The 17714-nt window shown below is 58.4% G+C and carries 22 protein-coding genes and 3 tRNA genes; 13 read left to right on the plus strand and 12 right to left on the minus strand.

Annotated elements, in window-relative coordinates:
* Positions 1 to 37: 37 nt before the first annotated feature.
* From ASD32_RS26200 to ASD32_RS26210, 3 genes are read right to left on the minus strand one after another with little or no spacing between them, the layout of a single operon-like run.
* The gene (locus ASD32_RS26200) at positions 38 to 892 is read right to left on the minus strand and encodes a DUF1365 domain-containing protein (RefSeq protein ID WP_156383367.1); all 855 of its coding nucleotides are present in this window, start codon (positions 890 to 892) and stop codon (positions 38 to 40) included.
* 18 nt (positions 893 to 910) lie between these two features.
* A complete protein-coding gene (locus tag ASD32_RS26205) occupies positions 911 to 2254 on the minus strand; it encodes an FAD-dependent oxidoreductase (protein ID WP_060640945.1) in 1344 nt (447 codons plus the stop codon).
* A complete protein-coding gene (locus ASD32_RS26210; protein WP_244490276.1) occupies positions 2251 to 3711 on the minus strand; it encodes a deoxyribodipyrimidine photo-lyase in 1461 nt (486 codons plus the stop codon). The genes ASD32_RS26205 and ASD32_RS26210 overlap by 4 nt, the downstream gene beginning before the upstream one ends.
* Here ASD32_RS26210 and ASD32_RS29855 point away from each other — a divergent pair.
* Complete coding sequence (locus ASD32_RS29855) at positions 3698 to 3856, plus strand: hypothetical protein (RefSeq protein WP_156383368.1); 159 nt, start codon at positions 3698 to 3700, stop codon at positions 3854 to 3856. The genes ASD32_RS26210 and ASD32_RS29855 overlap by 14 nt on opposite strands.
* A gap of 41 nt (positions 3857 to 3897) precedes the next feature.
* Here ASD32_RS29855 and ASD32_RS26215 read toward each other — a convergent pair whose 3' ends face one another.
* Positions 3898 to 4530 (minus strand): LysE family translocator, encoded by a 633-nt coding sequence (locus ASD32_RS26215; RefSeq protein WP_060640947.1) that lies wholly within the window; start codon positions 4528 to 4530, stop codon positions 3898 to 3900.
* A gap of 135 nt (positions 4531 to 4665) precedes the next feature.
* The gene (locus ASD32_RS26220; RefSeq protein WP_060640948.1) at positions 4666 to 5112 is read right to left on the minus strand and encodes a helix-turn-helix domain-containing protein; all 447 of its coding nucleotides are present in this window, start codon (positions 5110 to 5112) and stop codon (positions 4666 to 4668) included.
* A 123-nt stretch (positions 5113 to 5235) separates the two neighbouring features.
* Between ASD32_RS26220 and panE the strand changes: the two genes are divergently transcribed.
* Positions 5236 to 6159, plus strand: coding sequence for a 2-dehydropantoate 2-reductase (gene panE, locus ASD32_RS26225; RefSeq protein ID WP_060640949.1), 924 nt, complete (start codon positions 5236 to 5238; stop codon positions 6157 to 6159).
* A 118-nt stretch (positions 6160 to 6277) separates the two neighbouring features.
* Here the strand turns inward: panE and ASD32_RS26230 are convergent.
* Positions 6278 to 6352 (minus strand) — tRNA-Asn (locus ASD32_RS26230).
* A gap of 221 nt (positions 6353 to 6573) precedes the next feature.
* Between ASD32_RS26230 and ASD32_RS26235 the strand changes: the two genes are divergently transcribed.
* The 3 genes from ASD32_RS26235 (at position 6574) to ASD32_RS26245 (ending at position 8189) form a co-directional block, all read left to right on the plus strand.
* Entirely contained in the window at positions 6574 to 6852 is a 279-nt protein-coding gene (locus ASD32_RS26235; RefSeq protein WP_060640950.1) for a hypothetical protein, read from the plus strand.
* A 296-nt stretch (positions 6853 to 7148) separates the two neighbouring features.
* Positions 7149 to 7862, plus strand: a complete 714-nt coding sequence (gene lexA, locus ASD32_RS26240) for a transcriptional repressor LexA (protein WP_060640951.1) — start codon at positions 7149 to 7151, stop codon at positions 7860 to 7862.
* 253 nt (positions 7863 to 8115) lie between these two features.
* Positions 8116 to 8189 (plus strand) — tRNA-Cys (locus ASD32_RS26245).
* A gap of 558 nt (positions 8190 to 8747) precedes the next feature.
* Here the strand turns inward: ASD32_RS26245 and ASD32_RS26250 are convergent.
* The 5 genes from ASD32_RS26250 to ASD32_RS26270 all read right to left on the minus strand — a co-directional run bounded on the left by ASD32_RS26250 (position 8748) and on the right by ASD32_RS26270 (position 12034).
* On the minus strand, positions 8748 to 8966 hold the full coding sequence (locus ASD32_RS26250) for a hypothetical protein (RefSeq protein WP_060640952.1): 219 nt from the start codon (positions 8964 to 8966) through the stop codon (positions 8748 to 8750).
* Between the two features lie 408 nt (positions 8967 to 9374).
* The gene (locus tag ASD32_RS26255; RefSeq protein ID WP_060640953.1) at positions 9375 to 9566 is read right to left on the minus strand and encodes a hypothetical protein; all 192 of its coding nucleotides are present in this window, start codon (positions 9564 to 9566) and stop codon (positions 9375 to 9377) included.
* A 640-nt stretch (positions 9567 to 10206) separates the two neighbouring features.
* Positions 10207 to 10296: transfer RNA gene (locus tag ASD32_RS26260), tRNA-Ser, on the minus strand.
* Positions 10297 to 10373: 77 nt separating this feature from the next.
* Entirely contained in the window at positions 10374 to 11528 is a 1155-nt protein-coding gene (locus tag ASD32_RS26265; protein ID WP_060640954.1) for a tyrosine-type recombinase/integrase, read from the minus strand.
* Complete coding sequence (locus ASD32_RS26270; RefSeq protein ID WP_060640955.1) at positions 11525 to 12034, minus strand: hypothetical protein; 510 nt, start codon at positions 12032 to 12034, stop codon at positions 11525 to 11527. The genes ASD32_RS26265 and ASD32_RS26270 overlap by 4 nt, the downstream gene beginning before the upstream one ends.
* 111 nt (positions 12035 to 12145) lie before the next feature.
* Here ASD32_RS26270 and ASD32_RS26275 point away from each other — a divergent pair, with 111 nt between their 5' ends.
* From ASD32_RS26275 to ASD32_RS26290, 4 genes are all read left to right on the plus strand, one after another.
* The gene (locus tag ASD32_RS26275; RefSeq protein ID WP_060640956.1) at positions 12146 to 12346 is read left to right on the plus strand and encodes a hypothetical protein; all 201 of its coding nucleotides are present in this window, start codon (positions 12146 to 12148) and stop codon (positions 12344 to 12346) included.
* 363 nt (positions 12347 to 12709) lie between these two features.
* Positions 12710 to 12853: a hypothetical protein gene (locus ASD32_RS29860; RefSeq protein WP_156383369.1), complete on the plus strand. Its 144-nt coding sequence runs from the start codon at positions 12710 to 12712 to the stop codon at positions 12851 to 12853.
* A gap of 5 nt (positions 12854 to 12858) precedes the next feature.
* Entirely contained in the window at positions 12859 to 13722 is an 864-nt protein-coding gene (locus tag ASD32_RS26285; RefSeq protein WP_060640958.1) for a YdaU family protein, read from the plus strand.
* Complete coding sequence (locus ASD32_RS26290; protein ID WP_060640959.1) at positions 13719 to 13958, plus strand: hypothetical protein; 240 nt, start codon at positions 13719 to 13721, stop codon at positions 13956 to 13958. Before ASD32_RS26285 ends, ASD32_RS26290 begins: the two co-directional genes overlap by 4 nt.
* 2 nt (positions 13959 to 13960) lie before the next feature.
* Here the strand turns inward: ASD32_RS26290 and ASD32_RS26295 are convergent, their stop codons facing one another.
* Positions 13961 to 14275: a hypothetical protein gene (locus tag ASD32_RS26295; protein ID WP_162252705.1), complete on the minus strand. Its 315-nt coding sequence runs from the start codon at positions 14273 to 14275 to the stop codon at positions 13961 to 13963.
* Positions 14276 to 14368: 93 nt separating this feature from the next.
* On the opposite strand from ASD32_RS26295, the gene ASD32_RS26300 reads away from it, so the two are divergent.
* The 4 genes from ASD32_RS26300 to ASD32_RS26315 are packed head-to-tail and all read left to right on the plus strand — an operon-like array spanning position 14369 to position 17711.
* The gene (locus tag ASD32_RS26300) at positions 14369 to 15604 is read left to right on the plus strand and encodes a phage portal protein (protein WP_060640961.1); all 1236 of its coding nucleotides are present in this window, start codon (positions 14369 to 14371) and stop codon (positions 15602 to 15604) included.
* Positions 15591 to 15986, plus strand: coding sequence for a hypothetical protein (locus ASD32_RS26305; protein ID WP_244490277.1), 396 nt, complete (start codon positions 15591 to 15593; stop codon positions 15984 to 15986). Before ASD32_RS26300 ends, ASD32_RS26305 begins: the two co-directional genes overlap by 14 nt.
* The gene (locus tag ASD32_RS26310) at positions 15986 to 16489 is read left to right on the plus strand and encodes an HK97 family phage prohead protease (protein WP_060640962.1); all 504 of its coding nucleotides are present in this window, start codon (positions 15986 to 15988) and stop codon (positions 16487 to 16489) included. Before ASD32_RS26305 ends, ASD32_RS26310 begins: the two co-directional genes overlap by 1 nt.
* 1 nt (position 16490) lies before the next feature.
* Positions 16491 to 17711, plus strand: a complete 1221-nt coding sequence (locus ASD32_RS26315) for a phage major capsid protein (RefSeq protein WP_060640963.1) — start codon at positions 16491 to 16493, stop codon at positions 17709 to 17711.
* Positions 17712 to 17714 lie beyond the last annotated feature (3 nt).

Here is a 17714-nt window from a genome sequence, read left to right on the forward strand (position 1 = left end):
GATCCTCCGCAATCATTGCTCTTGACACAAAATAACCTCATTCCGCCGGACCGCCAACCTGGGATTCATGAGAAAAACCATGGCTTGTCCTTCGGCCCTGCTTCCAGGCGCTCGTCGGTTCGGGCGCTTGCGGCCGCGGGATATAGCGGACGCCTTTGATCCAGAGCTTCAACGCCTCCCAGTGAATCCCTGCAACGATCTTGAGTGTAAGATGCGGAATGCGGGCAACAAGACGCAAAATCTTGCCTGTTTTCAACGGCACCTGCACACCGGAGAAGGTTGCAGCCAACAAGGGCCCATCGGTATCGGTTTCTAGAATACGCCAGCGGATCTCTTCTCCGGGCGGCAGCATGCGGAACTGGTAGCGCATGGCCATCGGAATGAACGGCGAGACATGGAACAGCTTGTCGCATTGCTGGCGGATGCCGGCATCCGAAACGTCGCCGGGTCCGATCGGGCAGACATAGGTATGGCGCTCGCCGAACGTGTTGCGGACCTCATAGACCATGGCACTCAGCGTGCCGTCGTCCGCATAGGCATAATAGACAGAGAGAGGATTGAAGACGAGGCCGAGGATACGCGGATAACAGACCAGAAGCACGCGCGCCGGCCGCACCGCCAGACCATTCTGCGCCAGAAGATCATCGATATAGCTGCGCAGAGAAAGGCCATCCTTGCGGCTGTGGTCCTTCTCATGGAACGAGAGAAGATTGCGGCCATTGACCGAAAAGACTGCGCTCAAGCGGTCCGCTTCGTCCAGCCGGTCGAGATCGACCATCAGCGAAAACACGTCATAGCTGAACCTGTGACCGACAGGCTTCATCCGCTGGTGCATGATCTGGCCGGAAAAGAGCACCGCCGATTGCGCGGGCGGCGCTCCGTTCTTTGCCATGTGCGAGCCGGGACGCATTTACTCCGCCGCCTCCTTGAAGATTGAGGAAACCTGCTCACGCCATGGAATGATGCCGCCAAGGGCTTCGGCAGCGGCAAGGCCGGATGACAGGCCGTCCTCATGGAAACCGTAGCCGGTCCAGGCACCGGCAAAGAAGGTGTTGTTGTCACCTTGAATGGATTTCAGATCGCGCTGGGCAGCCATCGAGCGGGCGTCGAACTGCGGATGATCATAGGAGAATTCGGCAAAGACCTTGTCCGCAGCCGGCTCGCGCTCCGGATTGAGGGTGACGAACAGCGGGTGCTGTGGCGCGATCCCCTGAAGGCGGTTCATCCAGTAGCTGACGGCAACGCCTTGCGATCCGCAGGGTTTGGTCGCGCGCAGATAGTTCCACGATGCCCAGACCTTCGGGCGCTTCGGCATCAATGCCGTGTCCCGGTGGAGAATGACGCGGTTGGCATGGTAGGGCACTGCCGACAGAAGCGCGCGCTCTGCTGGTGTCGGGTCCGATAGCATCGCCAGCGCCTGGTTGCTGTGGGCGGCGATGATCACCTTGTCGAAGACTTTCGTTGCGCCCTGCGTGTCGGTGATGATGACCCGGCCGTCTTCCCGCCGCAGCGAGCGCACACCGCAGCCAAGATGAACGCGGTCACCCAGCGGCTGCAGAAGCTTGTGCAGATAGTTGCGGCTGCCGCCGGTTACCGTGCGCCAAGGATGCGGCTTGGAATAGATCAGGCGATGGTTGTCGAAGAACTGGATAAAGTTCTCGGCCGGAAATTCCAGCATCTTCGCCGTCGGCGACGACCAGATCGCCGCCGCCATCGGCGCAAGGTAATTGTTGGTGAAACCGGGTGAAAAACCGCGCCAGTTGAGATAATCGCCGATCGACATCGCCTGAAGCAGGCCGGCACTGCGGTCTTCCAGGCAAATACGGTTGAAGCGCAGGATTTCGCGCAGCATCATCAGGAAAGATGGGCGGACAAGATTGCGCTTCTGGGCAAACACGGTTGCGAGATTGTCGCCGCTCCATTCCAGCCGGCCATGATCCAGCGAGACGGAAAAGCTCATGTCGCTCTTGTGCGTCGTCACGTCCAGTTCGGCAAACAAGGCCGTGAGATTGGGATAATTGGCCTCGTTATAGACGATGAAGCCGGTATCGACCGACAGCGGCGTACCGTCATAGTCGATATCGACCGTGGCCGTGTGCCCGCCCGCACGCTCATCCTTCTCGTAAAGCGTGACATCATGGACGGGATTGAGCGCCCATGCGGCAGAGCTGCCGGAAACGCCGGAGCCGATCACGGCGACCGAGAGGCGGCGGCCGGGAGAGTGGTGGGGACCATGGGAAAAGGGGGCGTTCATGCTGCGTCCTTGATCTTGTTATAGGCAGCAAGTGCGCGATCGCGCGCCTTTGCGTGGTCCACGAGAGGCTGGGGATAGGTTTTTCCAAGCGTCACACCGGCAGTCTTCAGAACCGCTTCGGGCGCCTCGAACGGGCGGTGTACGAATTTTGCAGGCAGGTCGCGCAGTTCCGGCACGAAGGTTTTGACGTAGATGCCGTCGGGATCGAACTTTTCGCCCTGCAGGATCGGATTGAAGACCCGGAAGAACGGCGAGGCATCGGCACCGCTTCCCGCGACCCACTGCCAGCTTGCCGCATTGGAGGCCGGGTCCGCATCCACCAGCGTGTCGCGAAACCAGGCTTCACCACGCCGCCAGTCGATCAAAAGATCCTTGATCAGGAAGGACGCGACAATCATCCGGACGCGATTGTGCATCGTGCCGTGCCGCCAGAGCTGACGCATGCCGGCATCGACGACGGGATATCCTGTCTCGCCCTTCGTCCATCGATCAAAGGCACCCGACGTTCCCGACCAGGCGAAGGCATCATATTTCCGGTTGAGATTTTCGCGCGGCAGATCGGGGTTGTGAAAGAGCAGATGATAGGAAAAATCGCGCCAGGCGAGCTCCTTGCGAAAGGTGATAACGTCGTCAGCGGGAACATTGTGCAGGTTGCGCGTCGCATGCCAGATGCGGGCAGGGGAAATTTCCCCCATGGCCAGATAGGGCGAGAGGCCGGACGTGCCATCGACCGACGGCAGGTCGCGCCGGGTTTTGTAGCCGGACAGCCCATCATCGACAAAGGCCTCCAGCCGTTCCAGCGCTGCAGCTTCCCCAGGGGTCCAGACTTCGGAAAAACTCTTTGCCCAATCCGGCTTTTGCGGCAGAAGTTTCCAGCTGGCGAGATCATCGCTCGCGGGCCACCGATCCGGTACTGCCAGCTTGTCCGGACGGTCGAGAGGATGGTCCGGTTCTCCCGATGCCTCGAGCGCCCGCCAGAACGGGGTGTAGACTTTGTATGGCGTTCCCGATCCCGTCTTCAATCGCAGCGGCTCGTGCAGAAGCTGTCCGGCGAAACTTTTCACCGTGACGCCCTGATCAGACAGCTGGTCTTTCAGGGGCGTATCAACCGCGATCCCCTTCGGATCGTAGCGGCGGTTCCAATAGATGTCGCAAGCACCGGTCTCATCGATCAGGTCAGCGAGCGCCGCATCAGGCCTGCCGCTGCGCAGAACGAGCCGGCTGCCGATGCCATCCAGATCCGTCTCAAGGCTTTTCAGAGAATGATGCAGCCACCAGCCCTGCGCGGCACCCAGGGGCCCATTTTCACTGTCTGCCGGTTCGCGGATATAAACGGGAATGATATCGCGACCGGTCTGCGCAGCGGCATGCAAGGCATGGTTATCGCCGAGCCGCAGGTCCTTGCGAAACCAGACGATGATCGAAGTGCCTGAGGAATTGCCGTTGTTTTTCATCATTATCCGCGCTTCGTATCCAACGTCTTTACTTACGCAGATACGGATGCGGCGGATCAAAGGTTTCGCGAAGAAAGCTATTTATTTCATTGTTTTGCGGGGAATGCCGGCATGGCTGCCGCAGGAAGCGATCACCAATGAAGCGTGATAACGGCTCCTGCACTCGCCTCAAAACAAACTTATGCCGCATCAACTCTTCTGGAGTGCCAGATGCGTGCCGAGGCCGATAAGCATGGTACCGCCGGCGCGCTGCAGCAGACGCTGGGCGCCGCTTGAGCGCCGCAGCCGTGTCATCACCGCACCCGCAAGGAAGACGCAGACGAGATCGGCGGATGAAAAGATCAGGTTGACGATCGCTCCGAGGATTGCGAGCTGCAACCAGACCGGAAAGACAGCGGAGGGATCGACGAATTGCGGCAGGAAGGCCACGAAGAAAATCGCGGTTTTCGGATTGAGAACCTCGACCGTGACGCTCTCGAAAAATGCCCGGCGGCCCGATTTCGGCTCAATGCCGGGCAGGGCGTCGTCGCCCTCCACCTTGGCGCGAAACAGCGAGATACCGAGCCAGACGAGATAGGCAGCACCGGCAAGTTTCACGATGAGATACAGCGCCGGCACGGCGTGAAACAGGATGGTAAGACCCGCTGCTGCGGCAAGAACATGGGCATAACCGCCAATATGGATACCAAGGGCCGCCATCAGTCCCGACCAGCGGCCGCGCGCCATGGTCTGTGCTGCAGCGTAGAGCATTGCCGGCCCCGGAATATAGGCAAAGACTGCGGTGGTCGCGATGAAGGCAATCAGCAACTCGATCGGCGGCATTGTCTGCTCCTGGTTGGGTTTGCGACCTATATAACAGGATTTTCGGAAAGTCGCGTCCGGCATGCAGTGCTGCCGACACAAGGCTTCGCCGCTTAGCAAGGTCTTTGTAAACCGTCTCCCCGGAGAGTTTGGCGCTCACCGGATGGTAACTCGCAGGGACATATCTTCGGGAACGAGCGCGCGGCCGTCCTGAGCAAGGACACGAAGGGGCTGTGGCGGCGCACCGGTGACCGTGTCGATCATCTCGGACATCTCCTCGCCATCCTGAAAGAGCTGCTCTTGCCCCCATTGGCGCAACGCCAGGATCACGACCAGCAGCCGGCGGCCCTTGTCTGTGAGGTGATATTCATTGCGGTCGGGCCGCAAATGCGATGGTTCCAGCCGCATGATGCCGTCGTCGACCAGCTTTCGAAGCCGTGTGCTCAGCACGTTCTTCGCCAGGCCGAGACTTTGCTGAAAGTCGCTGAAGCGGCAAGCGCCCCGTAACGCGTCGCGAACGAGCAGCAGCGTCCACCAATCGCCGATCGTATCCAGAGACCGGGCGACGGGGCAACGCGCATGTCCAAAACTCTTTCTCCGCATCTCGCATCCGCCTTTCGAAAATCACCGTGCGTTCACGGTTGCATTTTTAAACCCTGTGGATAAGGATACAGAGGTTGTATCATGAAACCGTAAACACAACCCCTGGCGATAAGGACAGAGCCAATGCGCATGCTCGTGGTGGGAGCCGGCTCGACCGGCGGATATTTCGGGAGCAGGCTGGCTGCGGCCGGCAAGGATGTGACCTTCCTCGTCCGGCCTGCCCGTGCCGAACAGTTGCGAAGGAACGGCCTCCAAATCGTCAGCCCGGCCGGGGACCTCTTGATCAACCCCAAGCTGCTTGCGGCAGGGGAGATTTCGGCACCGTTTGATATCGTTCTGCTCACGGTCAAGGCGTTCTCGCTGGCGGCGACCGTGGAGGACTTTGCGCCTGCGGTGGGGCCGAACACCGTGATTTTGCCGGTGTTGAACGGCATGAAGCACATGGATGTGCTTTCCGCGCGGTTTGGCGCGGAACGTCTGGCGGGATGCGTCTGCAAGATTGCGACGGTGCTGGACCAGGAGGGGCGTATCACTCACCTGGCGCCGTTCCATGACCTTTTTTATGGCGAGCGCGATGGGGCACTCTCGGACCGGATGGCGGCCATTGACGCGTTCATGAAAGGGGCGGGCTTCGACGCGCGCCTGTCGTCCTCGATCGAACGGGAAATGTGGGAGAAGTGGATTCTTCTGGCTTCGCTTGGGGCGATCAATTGCCTGATGCGCGGGACTGTCGGCGATATCGCCGCAGCACCCGGAGGTGCTGAGTTTGCCGCAAGCCTGCTCGACGAGGCCGTCGCGACCGTGCACGCAGCTGGGACCGCGCCGAGCGATGCGTTTGTGGCCGCTGCCAAGGACCAGCTCACGCGGCAGGGATCGACGCAGACATCGTCCATGTACCGTGACCTGAAGCAGGGAAAGCGGATCGAGGCCGAGCAGATCGTCGGCGATCTCGTGCGGCGCGCCCGCGAGGCGCAGGTTGCGACGCCGCTTCTGAGCGCTGCCTTCGCCAACCTGTCGATCTACCAGTCGGGCTTGGCTGCGGAATGACGATAGCTGTTGCCAGGGAGGCGCCCGTACGCCGACCGGCACGCCACGCGGCAAAACCTCTTTCTGATCGGCCGTGAATCGAAAAAGCCTTCGCATCGCTGCGAAGGCTTTATGAATTTGGCTCCCCGGGCCGGATTCGAACCGGCGACCTGTCGATTAACAGTCGAATGCTCTACCGCTGAGCTACCAGGGATCATCTGCGGCGGTGTGTGCTGCAGAAGTGAGGCTGCTAATACAAATGCTTTTCCGATTTGCCAAGCGGTTTTTCAAAAAAAACGCACAATCTTGTCAGACTGTGGAGAACTTCCCATCTGAAGGGAGCACCGCTTTCCAGATGGTGCGCAGGCCAACCCCTTGACGATAATGGCTTGCGCCGTGATGGGCATGCAACTGACTCTGAGACAGGTGAAATGAATGGCAGGCTCGCAAAAAACGAAAAAATTCGGCATCGATGCCCGGACCCACGAACTGATTATCGGTTCATGGCGGATGCGGCTGCCGCAATCGCGTTTGTTGCGCATCACCATCGGCGTCGCTCTGATCTTTGGCGGCATTTTGGGATTCCTGCCTATCCTTGGGTTCTGGATGGTGCCTCTGGGTTTGCTGGTGCTGTCGCACGATCTCGCCTTCGTGCGGCGCCGGCGGCGTAAGCTTTCGGTCTGGTGGGCCCGCAAATGGCAGCCTTCCAACTAACACGATCAAATGCGCACCGGCTGGATGCGAGAGACCTCCGTCGGCCAGTGCACCGTTTTTGACAGGCAACTCCTATTTGCAGTTGAGCACCTCACGCGCAAAAAAATCGCCCAATCCGCGAAACGCCTGCGCGTGACCGCAATTTTGCCGAGTCGGTGTCATGACAAGCCACAGCCGGCCGGTGGAATCGCTTTCCATCCTTGAAATCGTTCAATGAATTTTAAGCACTTGCGGAACACATATGGAACAGATAGTGTTCGTTCTTGATTTGTTTCTCGATTCTGGAGTGATCGTTCATGCTGACCCGCAAGCAACAGGAACTGCTTCTGTTCATTCACGAAAGAATGAAGGAATCGGGGGTACCGCCGTCCTTTGACGAAATGAAGGATGCCTTGGACCTTGCGTCGAAATCCGGCATCCACCGGTTGATTACAGCCCTGGAAGAGCGTGGCTTCATCCGGCGCCTGCCCAACCGGGCAAGAGCGCTTGAGGTGATCAAGCTGCCGGAAGCCTATTCCACCAGCCTGCAGCCCAAGCGCGGCTTTTCGCCCAGCGTCATCCAGGGAAGCCTGGGCGCCCAGCCGGCGCCGCCTCCGGCACCCGTCAAGACCGCAGCCAATAGTGACACCGTCTCCATTCCCGTCATGGGCAGGATCGCAGCCGGCGTGCCAATCTCGGCGATCCAGAACAACACCCATGATATTTCGGTGCCGCTCGAAATGGTCGGTGCCGGCGAGCACTATGCGCTTGAAGTGCGCGGCGATTCGATGATCGAGGCCGGCATTCTGGATGGCGACACGGTCATCATCCGCAACACCAGTAGCGCCAGCCCAGGCGAGATCATCGTTGCGCTTGTCGATGACGAGGAAGCGACGCTGAAGCGGTTTCGCCGGAAGGGCGCTTCGATCGCGCTGGAAGCCGCCAATCCTGCGTATGAGACGCGCATTTTCGGGCCGGACCGGGTCAAGATTCAGGGGAAACTGGTCGGATTGATCCGCCGGTATCATTGATCGCATCGTCGATCGTTTTTTTGACGGAAAAAGCGCCAATGCCAACGGCGGGCATTGCCCGATCTTCAATGGCAGGTGGGCAACGGTCTGATCCAGGATATGGGGCAGGGACGTGCGCAGCTTCAGACTGTGGAAGACTGGCTCGGGAACGTCCGTTGGCAAATCAACACGGACGTTTTTCAGAAATATCCTCTTGCGATTTGTTTGGGATCATTCTAAACCGCCGCCACAGTTCGATGATTTGAGCTGACGAGGCCTCGTGGCGGAGTGGTGACGCAGAGGACTGCAAATCCTTGCACCCCGGTTCAATTCCGGGCGAGGCCTCCAAATTTTCCCACATCGAAAATACCGTCGTGTTGTCAGCGGCACGAGGATTTTCGTGAGCTTGCCTAGCAATCGATTTGCTTCATGTGCGCCGGGATTGTCTCGCTGCCCTTCTCTCCACAAACAAGCTTAAACACCCTGCCTCATAGGCTTGACCGACGCGAACATCGTGTCAATATGCTCTCATAGGATGTGGTAGGGTGTATTCATGGGACGCATCATTATCTGGATCATTTGCGGCTTTGTGACTGCAGTCATTGCTTCAAGAAAATGGCGGAGCGGTTTCAGTTGGCTGCTTGTCTGTTCGCTTTTCGGGGTTTTTTGGGCTTATCCCTACGATGAAGCCAGAACGAGTCGCAATCGCATCAGTTCGACAGTCAATCGACAGCCGGCCCACTCGACGTTGCCCTGAATGTGCTGAAACCATTTTAAGGCAAGCCAAAGTCAGTCAGCAGTGCGGGCACCTTAACACCGCCTAAGCTGACAATTTTTCAGCAGGATTCTTTGCAATCTCTATCGCTGATAACTCTGTCCTTTGGCTTTTATGCAAGCGGGACAGCGTTAATGATAATAGAAACAGGCGCAATCGGCTTTGCTATCATCCGGTGCCGTCCAGACCCGCACAGCGAGTTTTTTGGCCGTCCCGGTCTCATCCAGCCTTAATCCTAGCAGCGATACGGCCGCGAGCTTGGGGTTGATGGCATCGATTTCGATCGTCGATCCGACCTGATGGACGCCCTGTTTTGGGGTCCAGGTGAAAAACTGCACGCTGTAATGCATGGCATTCTCCTTCACCGCGCTTTGCAGCACTTGAGTTCAACTGATGAACAGACGCCAAAAGACGCTGGCCAGGGGGCGTTTCACTGCTGGGTGGGTACTCAATGCGTAGGAGGGCAACATAGCATATTTCGGAAGGTGGTGAAATATGCCTAAGCCTATTTACGTCCGATGGTCATGCCCTGTCGCCAATCTGTGCGGGGGCGGGCTTAACGGTCTGTAACAGATTGTTAAAATTGGTTTGAGCAGGCGAGTTCACGCGGGCTTGAACAGTCTGAGCGGATGAAGAGTCGAATATCGAGCAGCAAAGCCGGGCTCGACGCGTCGCGTAGCGCTGATGGATCAGGCGGTTTTATTGTCACATTGATAAGGCCGAAACACGCGCCGGTGTCCGAAAAATGTACAAAACCCTTACGGACAGATGCCGCCGATCGCGCAGGATCTTCGTGCGCCCTTGTAGGGCTTGCCGGTTGTCTCCGCGTTGGAAAATCCGAGGGTCGGCCGCACGGTCTGCTGTGGCGGCGAGACAAGCAGAAACAGGGTCCAGAGAGCAAGGCCACTCAAAACAGCGCAGATCGCAATATAGGCATAGAAAATCCGCACGGTATTGCCAGCTATGTTTCCTTAAGAGGTTGGACAGGAGTTTGGACGTTGAAGAGGGTAGCTTAAGTGTCGGCATGGCTTGGGCGGGGCATGGCACGACACGATAAACGAAAATGCCATGCCCCTATGGCGTTCAAGGCCAACGCTTTTTTTGTAGCCGCCGGCGCCAAACGAGACAATTCCGACATAAGGCGCGCGGGATACGGCCTTTGGACGAGGGCGGTTTAGACGGAGTGTAGTGATCACTTCGGTTTTACGATCCGGCCGCCATGCCCCGTCATCACGGCAGTTTTCATCGCTAACACAATGGTGAATAGACAATTAAATTAGTCAAAGCTAATTTAATTGTGCTGTTACCTTGGCGAAGACCGGAACAGCATATTTTCGAAACCGTTTTCAATTCTGCCTATTGGGTCTGCGTATTGGGGATTTTTTTAACGATCTGCATTTGCACGGCATCGAGAACCCGTCATCTGATCCGGTGACGGGTTCTTGCCACGCTGGTTATTTGAACATCCGGAATGGAGCTTTTGCTGCCTTTCGCAGGCTCTCTGTCGCGAAAGACGGCTCAGGGAAGGGTGGATGCGCCGGTCATCCAGCAATGCTTTTGATATGAGATCAAATATATACGCGGTGTTCATGGCGGAAGAGGTGGGATTCGAACCCACGGTACGGTCTCCCGCACGCCGGTTTTCAAGACCGGTTCCTTAAACCACTCGGACACTCTTCCATCTATTTGAAAAGGTTTGGCTTTCCGTTAGAAGCGGAAAGCGTGAAAACGGCAAATGCTACCGCTTTGCTACCCAATCATTCGACCGCTGGCTTTTTAGCAGCTTTGATCGCGGCGTCAACCTGCTCTGCGGCGTTCGCTTGCATCCCCGGCATGACGTGGGAATAGAGGTCTAGCGTGATGCCGATCGTTGAATGCCCCAGGCGTTCGCTGGCAATCTTCGGATGTACGCCGGCGGCAAGTAGCTGCGTTGCATGGGAGTGCCTGAGATCATGAAACCGGATGCGGGGTAGGGAGGTTTTCGCCAGCAACCGTGTCCACTCATGTGTCAGAGATACTGGCTTGAGCGGCTTCCCATCGACCTGCGCGACTACGAACGAATTTTCGTCAGGCCTGATCCCGACCTTCAGTAGTTCTTCGGCTTGCGCGAGGCGATGGCGCTTCAGCTCCGCAAGGACGGTCGAGGACAGCGCCACCGTCCGCGACTTGCCCGACTTCGTTTCTTTGTAACGGACCTCTGTGCCGACCTGTTCTGCGCTTTCCTGCACTGATATGGCCGCGCCGACGAGATCGATGTGCCTCCAACGTAAGGCAAGTATCTCGCCTCTACGGAGCCCACACATGGCCGCGAGCAATACCGGCATGAAGACGCGGCTTGACCGGAGATCATCAAGCACGATGGCTGTCTGTGGCGCTGTATAAGCCTCCATCTTCGTCCGCTCGACTTTGGGCGGCCGGGTGAGGGCGACGGGGTTCTTTTTGAGCAGATCCCATTTCAAGGCCTGATCCATTGCCGTGAGCATGACTCGCCTGCAATGGTGGACAGTGCGAGGTGAAAGACCACCCTTGCCGTTGCGCCGTCCGCTCTCCAGTAGCTGGCCCCATGCGGCATCAATCTTGGCAGCCGAAAGCTTGTTTAAGGTAATAGGGCCGAGAATGGGCGCGACGTTCTTCATCAGCAGCTCTTCATAGCGCTGGTGCGTCTTCGGCGAGACGTTCGCCTTCTCATGCTTCAGCCATTGCTCAAAGTATTCGCGCACGGTGGTCTTGGCAGGCTCAATGTAGTTGCCACCATCCAGTTCGGCTATCAGGCGTGCACATTCCGTCTCTGCCTGGCGCTTCGTGCCGTGGAAAGTGTGCCACTTGCGACGGCGCTTGCCCGTCTGTGGATCGGGCACATCGAGGACGATGGCCCACTTGCCGGGGGAACGCTCGGTGACGTGGCCTTTCATTCCTTGTTACCTTCCGCTTGCTTTTTTTCAAAAGCTTCTACCCGTCTCGCGAGAATGTCAGCGACAAAGCCCAACTCGCTCATCTTAGACTGCTGAAGCACGTCTTCAAATTTTCCTTCGATTGTCATGATCGCCGCTGGGGCGCCTATGACTCCGATCTCCTGCGTCAACTCCCCAATTTTTTCAGAAATTTCCGATAAAGCGGTCATCGACGCAACGACATAATCAAGCGCCCATTTCGGCAAATCACTGTCAGCCGGGCCTAACAATCCGGTGACCTCATCCGCCTTGTCATTTAGTAACGTCGCGACATCCGAGAGCTTCTTATGAAGCCGTTCCGAGTGATCATCCCAGATAAGCGCGATGTGACAAAGGCGGCGGACAGCCTCAGATCGTGAGGGAACACGGTTCGAAAATCTCCAATCGTCGATAGCGGCAATCTCCGCTGCCGTGATCTTCAACTGCATTCGTTCGGTATCAGTCTCACCTAATTTGGGGCGGGCCATGATGTGTCTCCTTCTTAAGGTGTGTACATAACTCACAAAATGGTTGCAAGAGGTTTAAAAAGTGATAACGTCGCAAATGTACACACCTTACTAACTTAACTGGAGGCGACCTTGACACTCGAAGAAGCTTTGAAATGCCCGACGATCTCAGTCCCAGACGCCGGGAGACTGTTCTACGGGCTTGCCCGCAATGCCGCCTACAACGCGGCTGAACGCGGGGATTTCGCAACAATCAAAGTGGGGGGCCGTATTGTCGTGCCGGTCGCACCGCTTGCCGCAAAGCTCGGACTTCGCTTCAATATCGGAGCGTAAACCCATGACCAAAAAAGGAAAAAGCCCGGCAGAGGCGCCAACCTCTCCGAGCCATGGTTCCACCAATCCCCAGAAGGATACGGAAATGAACAGCACCGACCATAGCACCGCTGCAAGGGGGAAGCCAGTCCCGCTTTCACCAACGCATGCGACTGTAAGGGAATTGGTTTGCGATATCCGAAAGGGAGGCGCGGGCACTCCCGATCAGCAACTCGAAGCCCTTATTGACCTCTTTGCCAAGGCGGCCCGGACTATCGACCCGTCAATCGTAAAGGTTTGGGTGGGCCGCGGCGGGGAGGGCCTCGACCGACCATGTTTCGTTTCGATGGAGCGTGCGGAGCAGGCTACCGCAAGGATGGTCGCATGAGGCTTATCGCACTCCTCGCAGCCATCGGCCTGCTCAAGGCCGCCAACGGCCTCGCGTGGGCAGGGCACCTGGTCGGCGACGCCGGCATGTGGATCGTGGACCAGTGCGACCCGAAATCGGATAGGAGTAACCTCTCTTGACCAAAATGCCGTGGGTGCGCTTCTTTGCCTCTGATTGGCTCGGTGGCACTCGCGGCATGAGTGCCGTCGAGACTGGCATTTACATCACGCTGGTGGCGACGATGTACGAGCGCGGCGATCCAATACCGGAAGACCATAGCCGGCTTGCACGGCTGTGTGGAGCATCCAATTCAGCCTTCAAGAAGGCGCTCGACACCCTGGTCGGTGAGGGGAAAATCTTGCGTCTTGAGGCGGGTCTTTGGAACGCTCGTGTAGAAAAAGAACAAGTCTACCTCTCGGAAAAGTCAGAGGTAGGATCGCGAGCAGCTAATGCGCGTTGGGGTAAAAAAGACAAAGAAAACAATGATAGTGAGGATGCGGACGCATTACCCTCGCAAAGCCCCGGCAATGCTAACCAGAAGCCATATACCATATACCAGAAGTCTTTCTCACTACGTTCGAAAGACGCGCGGGCGGGCGACTTCCAAAAATTCTGGGAGGTCTACCCCAATCCAGTCGGGAAGGAAGCGGCACAAAAGGCGCTTCAGCGGGCGTTGAAACGTACCAGCATCGAAACGATCATCGCAGGCGCTGCAAGGTATGCGGTGAAGACAGACAAGCGGCAGTGGTGCAATCCGGTCAAGTGGCTGGAGGAAGGGCGATGGGACGATGCACCGGCAAAACCCACGCCAAACGAAACCGATCAGGCCAGATATCAACGGGAATGCCGGGAGGCTATCCAGGCGGCACTGAGCCCTGACCATCAGGGGCCGACGATCGATCTCGATGCCGATCCTCCTGACAAGCCCGTAAACCAGACAGGTCTTTCACCCCGAGACGAATACCTCCGCAAAGAGCGCGCTTTTAGCGACAGGAGTTTCAGAACTTGAGCCATCCACCACTCACACCCGAAAAGCTCGATGCGCTGCTGTCACGCGTGACGGCCGTGACGTCACGTGACACCAGCCGGATCATCTGGACGCTGCCAGCGATCGGCCGGCGCATCGGCGTGGGAACCGACTTTGTGCGGGACACGCTGGCAAAGCAGGAAGGGTCGCCGGTCAGGGAAATCGGCGGCCGATACTATGCATTCGAGGACGAACTGATTGCATTTCTGCGAAGGTGAGATCAGCCGTTCAATGTCTTAGTGTCGATGGTGACGGTTTTCACATCAGGATGGGCGCGCTGAATCAGTTTCTCCGCCACGAGCACGATTTTTTCAAAGAGCGGCGTCGGCAGATCGTCGCCCTCAATCACTATCCCGCGTGGATCGCAAAAGTCTTCGATTGCCTCCTCCGTGACCTGAATACGATATGATCGGTTCCCGTCCGTTTCGTAGACGTCGAACGCCATGCCCGCGCTTGTCTTTCGCGGCTCAGTCTTCTTCGAAAGTGGCACTTTCTTCTCCATCGCAATTAGCTTTCGGCACAGCATCAGCAACACGGCTAATTTGCAAGGTTTCAAACCACGGAAAACCACGAAGACCCGCTTTAAACCGTTATGATGTAGCGCGCTCCATCGGCCATAAACTGGTGCATGAAGCTCTGGCCCTTCCGCACCGAAACGAAAGCCCTGACTGACGAGCAAATCCTTGAGATGCTTGGAAGCGGTGCGCCCACGACGACGGGCATTGCGGTGTCATCCGCGATGGCGTTGCGTGTTCCGGCGGTGGCCGCTTCGGTTCGGACGATTGCAGAGGCCGCCGCAAGCTTGCGGGTGAAGGTTGTCGAGATCGGCGCCGACGGAACCGAGAAGGACGTTCCCTCTCATCCGGTAGCTGGCTTACTCAAGGATGAGGCCAACGATTGGACAAGCGGCTTCGAACTCATCCGCTCGCTCATGGTCGATGCACTCACCCGCGATCAGGGCGGCCTTGCATGGGTCAACCGCGTCAAGGGAGAGGCCCGCGAAATCATCCGCTACCGGCCAGGCTACATCACCGTCGACTATCCTGATGACACCCTGCAGCCGCGGTACCGTATCAGCGGCGTCGTCCAGCCTACCGGCGATATCATCCACCTCAAGAGCACCTTCGACAAATGCCCGGTGACGCTGTGCCGTGAGGCCATCGGCGTTGCGTTGGTGATGGAGCGACATGCGGCGAAGCTCTTCAGCTCTAGCGCCCGACCTGGCGGCGTGATCGAACTCGACAAGGAACTCGGAGACGCAGGCGCCAAGACCATGCTTAAGGCGTGGCGCGCGGCGATGGATGGCTTCGACAACGCCGGCAAGTCCGGCGTTTTGTGGGGCGGCGCCAAGTGGAAGCAGATGCAGCTTTCCAGCGTCGATGCTCAGTTTCAGCAGCTCCGACTGTTCCAGCTGCAGGAAATCGCCCGAGCTTTCAACATCCCGGCAATCCTGATCGGCGAACTTTCCCGGGCCACCTGGAGCAACAGCGCCGAGATGCAGCGTCTGTTTCTGCTCCTCTGCCTCGAACCTTGGCTGAAGGCTCTGGAAGCGGCTTTCCGGCGCGCGCTGTTCACGAAGGACGAACGCAAGAAATTCGCAGTCCGGTTCGAGCGGGACGATTTCAGCAAGGTCGATTTGGCCGTTCTTGCCACCGCGATCAACAGCCTCATTGCCTCCCGCGTCATCAATCCGAACACCGGCCGCGACTGGCTCGACCTGCCGCCGCGCGATGGCGGCGAGGAATACGCCAACCCCAACACCGGAGCCAGCCAGCCGGGTGTCTCCAAATCTGGAGAACCCCCTACGAAGGCCAAAGACGACCAGGACGATCCCGACAAGGAACCGAACGATGATGACGCTTGATGATGTTCTCTCTAACGTCGCCGACCAGGACCGCGGCCGCGAGCTGTTGATCGTCGATCCCTGGACCGGCGAGCCCGCTGGCATCCGGTTTCGGATTGCTGGGCCGGACAGTGACGTCCAGCACCGTGCCCGTATCCAGATGATGGATGAACTGGCCGAGGCAGCACGGCCCGATGGCACCGTGTCGGCGGAAGCGCGAGAAGCCGCCCGCATATCCTGCCTCGCCAAGTGCGTGCTCCTAATGGAGATCGAGGAGGACGGCAAGCCAGTTGCGATGAGCCACAGGAACGTCGTGCGGGTGTTGCGGGCCGGAACGTGGATCCAGTCACAGGTGGACGCCTTTGCCGGCGATCGTGCCCGCTTCGCACCGGAACGCGCCTGATGGATCGTATCTTCATCGAAACCAAGATGATTGCCGACGATGCGGGCCTCGTGAGTGGCCTCGCTTGGAAGTTCGGCACTCCGGATCGCGTTGGCGACTGGATCGAGCCCGGCGCCTTCAAGGGTGCGAAGCTGCCGATCCCGATGCTTTTTGGTCACGACATGAATGACCCGATCGGAACATGGGATGTTGCGACCGAGAAGGCGGACGGTCTCCACATCACCGGCAAGCTCCTTGTCGACGAGGTTTCCCGCGCCCGCGAAGTTCGCGCTCTGGTGAAGTCCGGCGCCGTCCGCGGTCTTTCCATTGGCTTCATCACCCGAAAGGCCGTGTCGCGCACCGGTGGCGGCCGCCTCATCAAATCACTCGAACTTCTGGAAGCGTCCCTCGTGACGATCCCGATGCATCCCGGCGCGAAGGTGACTTCGGCCAAGTCGGCAGTCCAGGCGATCAGCATCGCCGCTGCCATCAACCGCGCAGCCGCGCAGATTGGAAGGAAGTGACATGCAGCATGTCATGAAACAGGCGCTGCTCGGCAGCGTGGCAATGGTCCGCAAGGGCGACGAGGACGATCCTGTCTCGATCGTCACCAAGTCGCTTGAGGAACTGCAGAAGTCCCTCGATGAACGCCTGAAGAAGGTGGAAGGCGGCCCCGAACTCAAGGCCTTGGTCGATCGCATCACCGAGCTGGAAACGAAGGCGAACCGGCCTGGTGGCAAGAAGGACGCCGACGAGCAGGCCGACATCGAACGCAAGGCGATGACCTCCTATCTTCGCACTGGCTCGGACGTCGAGATCAAGGCGGCGGCTTCCGACAACAATGTCGATGGCGGCTATTTCGTCTTGCCGACCGTGGACCTCTCCATTCGCACGCTGATGACGGACCTGTCACCGATGCGCGGCCTGGCCGAGGTGGTCAGCATTTCCACCGACAAATACGAGCGCTTTTATTCGATCGGCAAGCGCGGCGCCCGTTGGGTGACGGAACGCGATGAGGACCGGCCACAGGACACGGCACGGCCGGAACTGAAGAAATCCTCCTACGGTGTCGCAGAGCTTTACGCAGCACCGGCGGCGACCCGGCAGCTCCTCGATGACGCCGCTGTCGATATCGCCTCCTGGCTGGTGAACAACGCGACCCATGACTTTGCCGAAACCGAAGGCGAAGCGTTCATGACCGGCGACGGCGACGACAATTCGCCGAAGGGGATGCTCACCTATCCGACGGCGGCGGAAAAAGACTTCGCTCGCACATGGGGCTCTTACCAGTACGTACCTTCCGGTGCGCTCACTGCTGGCGCCCTGACAACGGCACAGTGGACGCTGGCCCTCGTCAAGCTGATCGGTGCGCTCCGTAGGCCCTACAAGAGCAATGCCGCCTTCCTGATGAACACGAACACCGCAACGGTGCTTCGCGGCCTCGTCGACGAAATCGGCCGCGCTCTGTGGGCGCCGACCGGCAACCTCATCGAAGGTATTGAGCATCCGCTGCTCGGCTATCGCGTCGAGATCGACGAAAGCATGCCCGATATCGGCGCCAACGCCATGCCGATCGCTTTCGGCGACTTCCGGCAGGGTTACGTCATCGTCGATCGCCAGGGCGTCCGCGTCAATCGGGACGAACTGACCCAGAAGGGCAAGATCCTCTTCGACGTCTACAAGCGCGTCGGCGGTGGTGCCGGCGACTTCAACGCGATCAAGTTCCTCAAGAACGCCGCGAACTAAGGA

The organism is Rhizobium sp. Root483D2, from assembly GCF_001426685.1.
Lineage (GTDB): Bacteria > Pseudomonadota > Alphaproteobacteria > Rhizobiales > Rhizobiaceae > Pararhizobium > Pararhizobium qamdonense.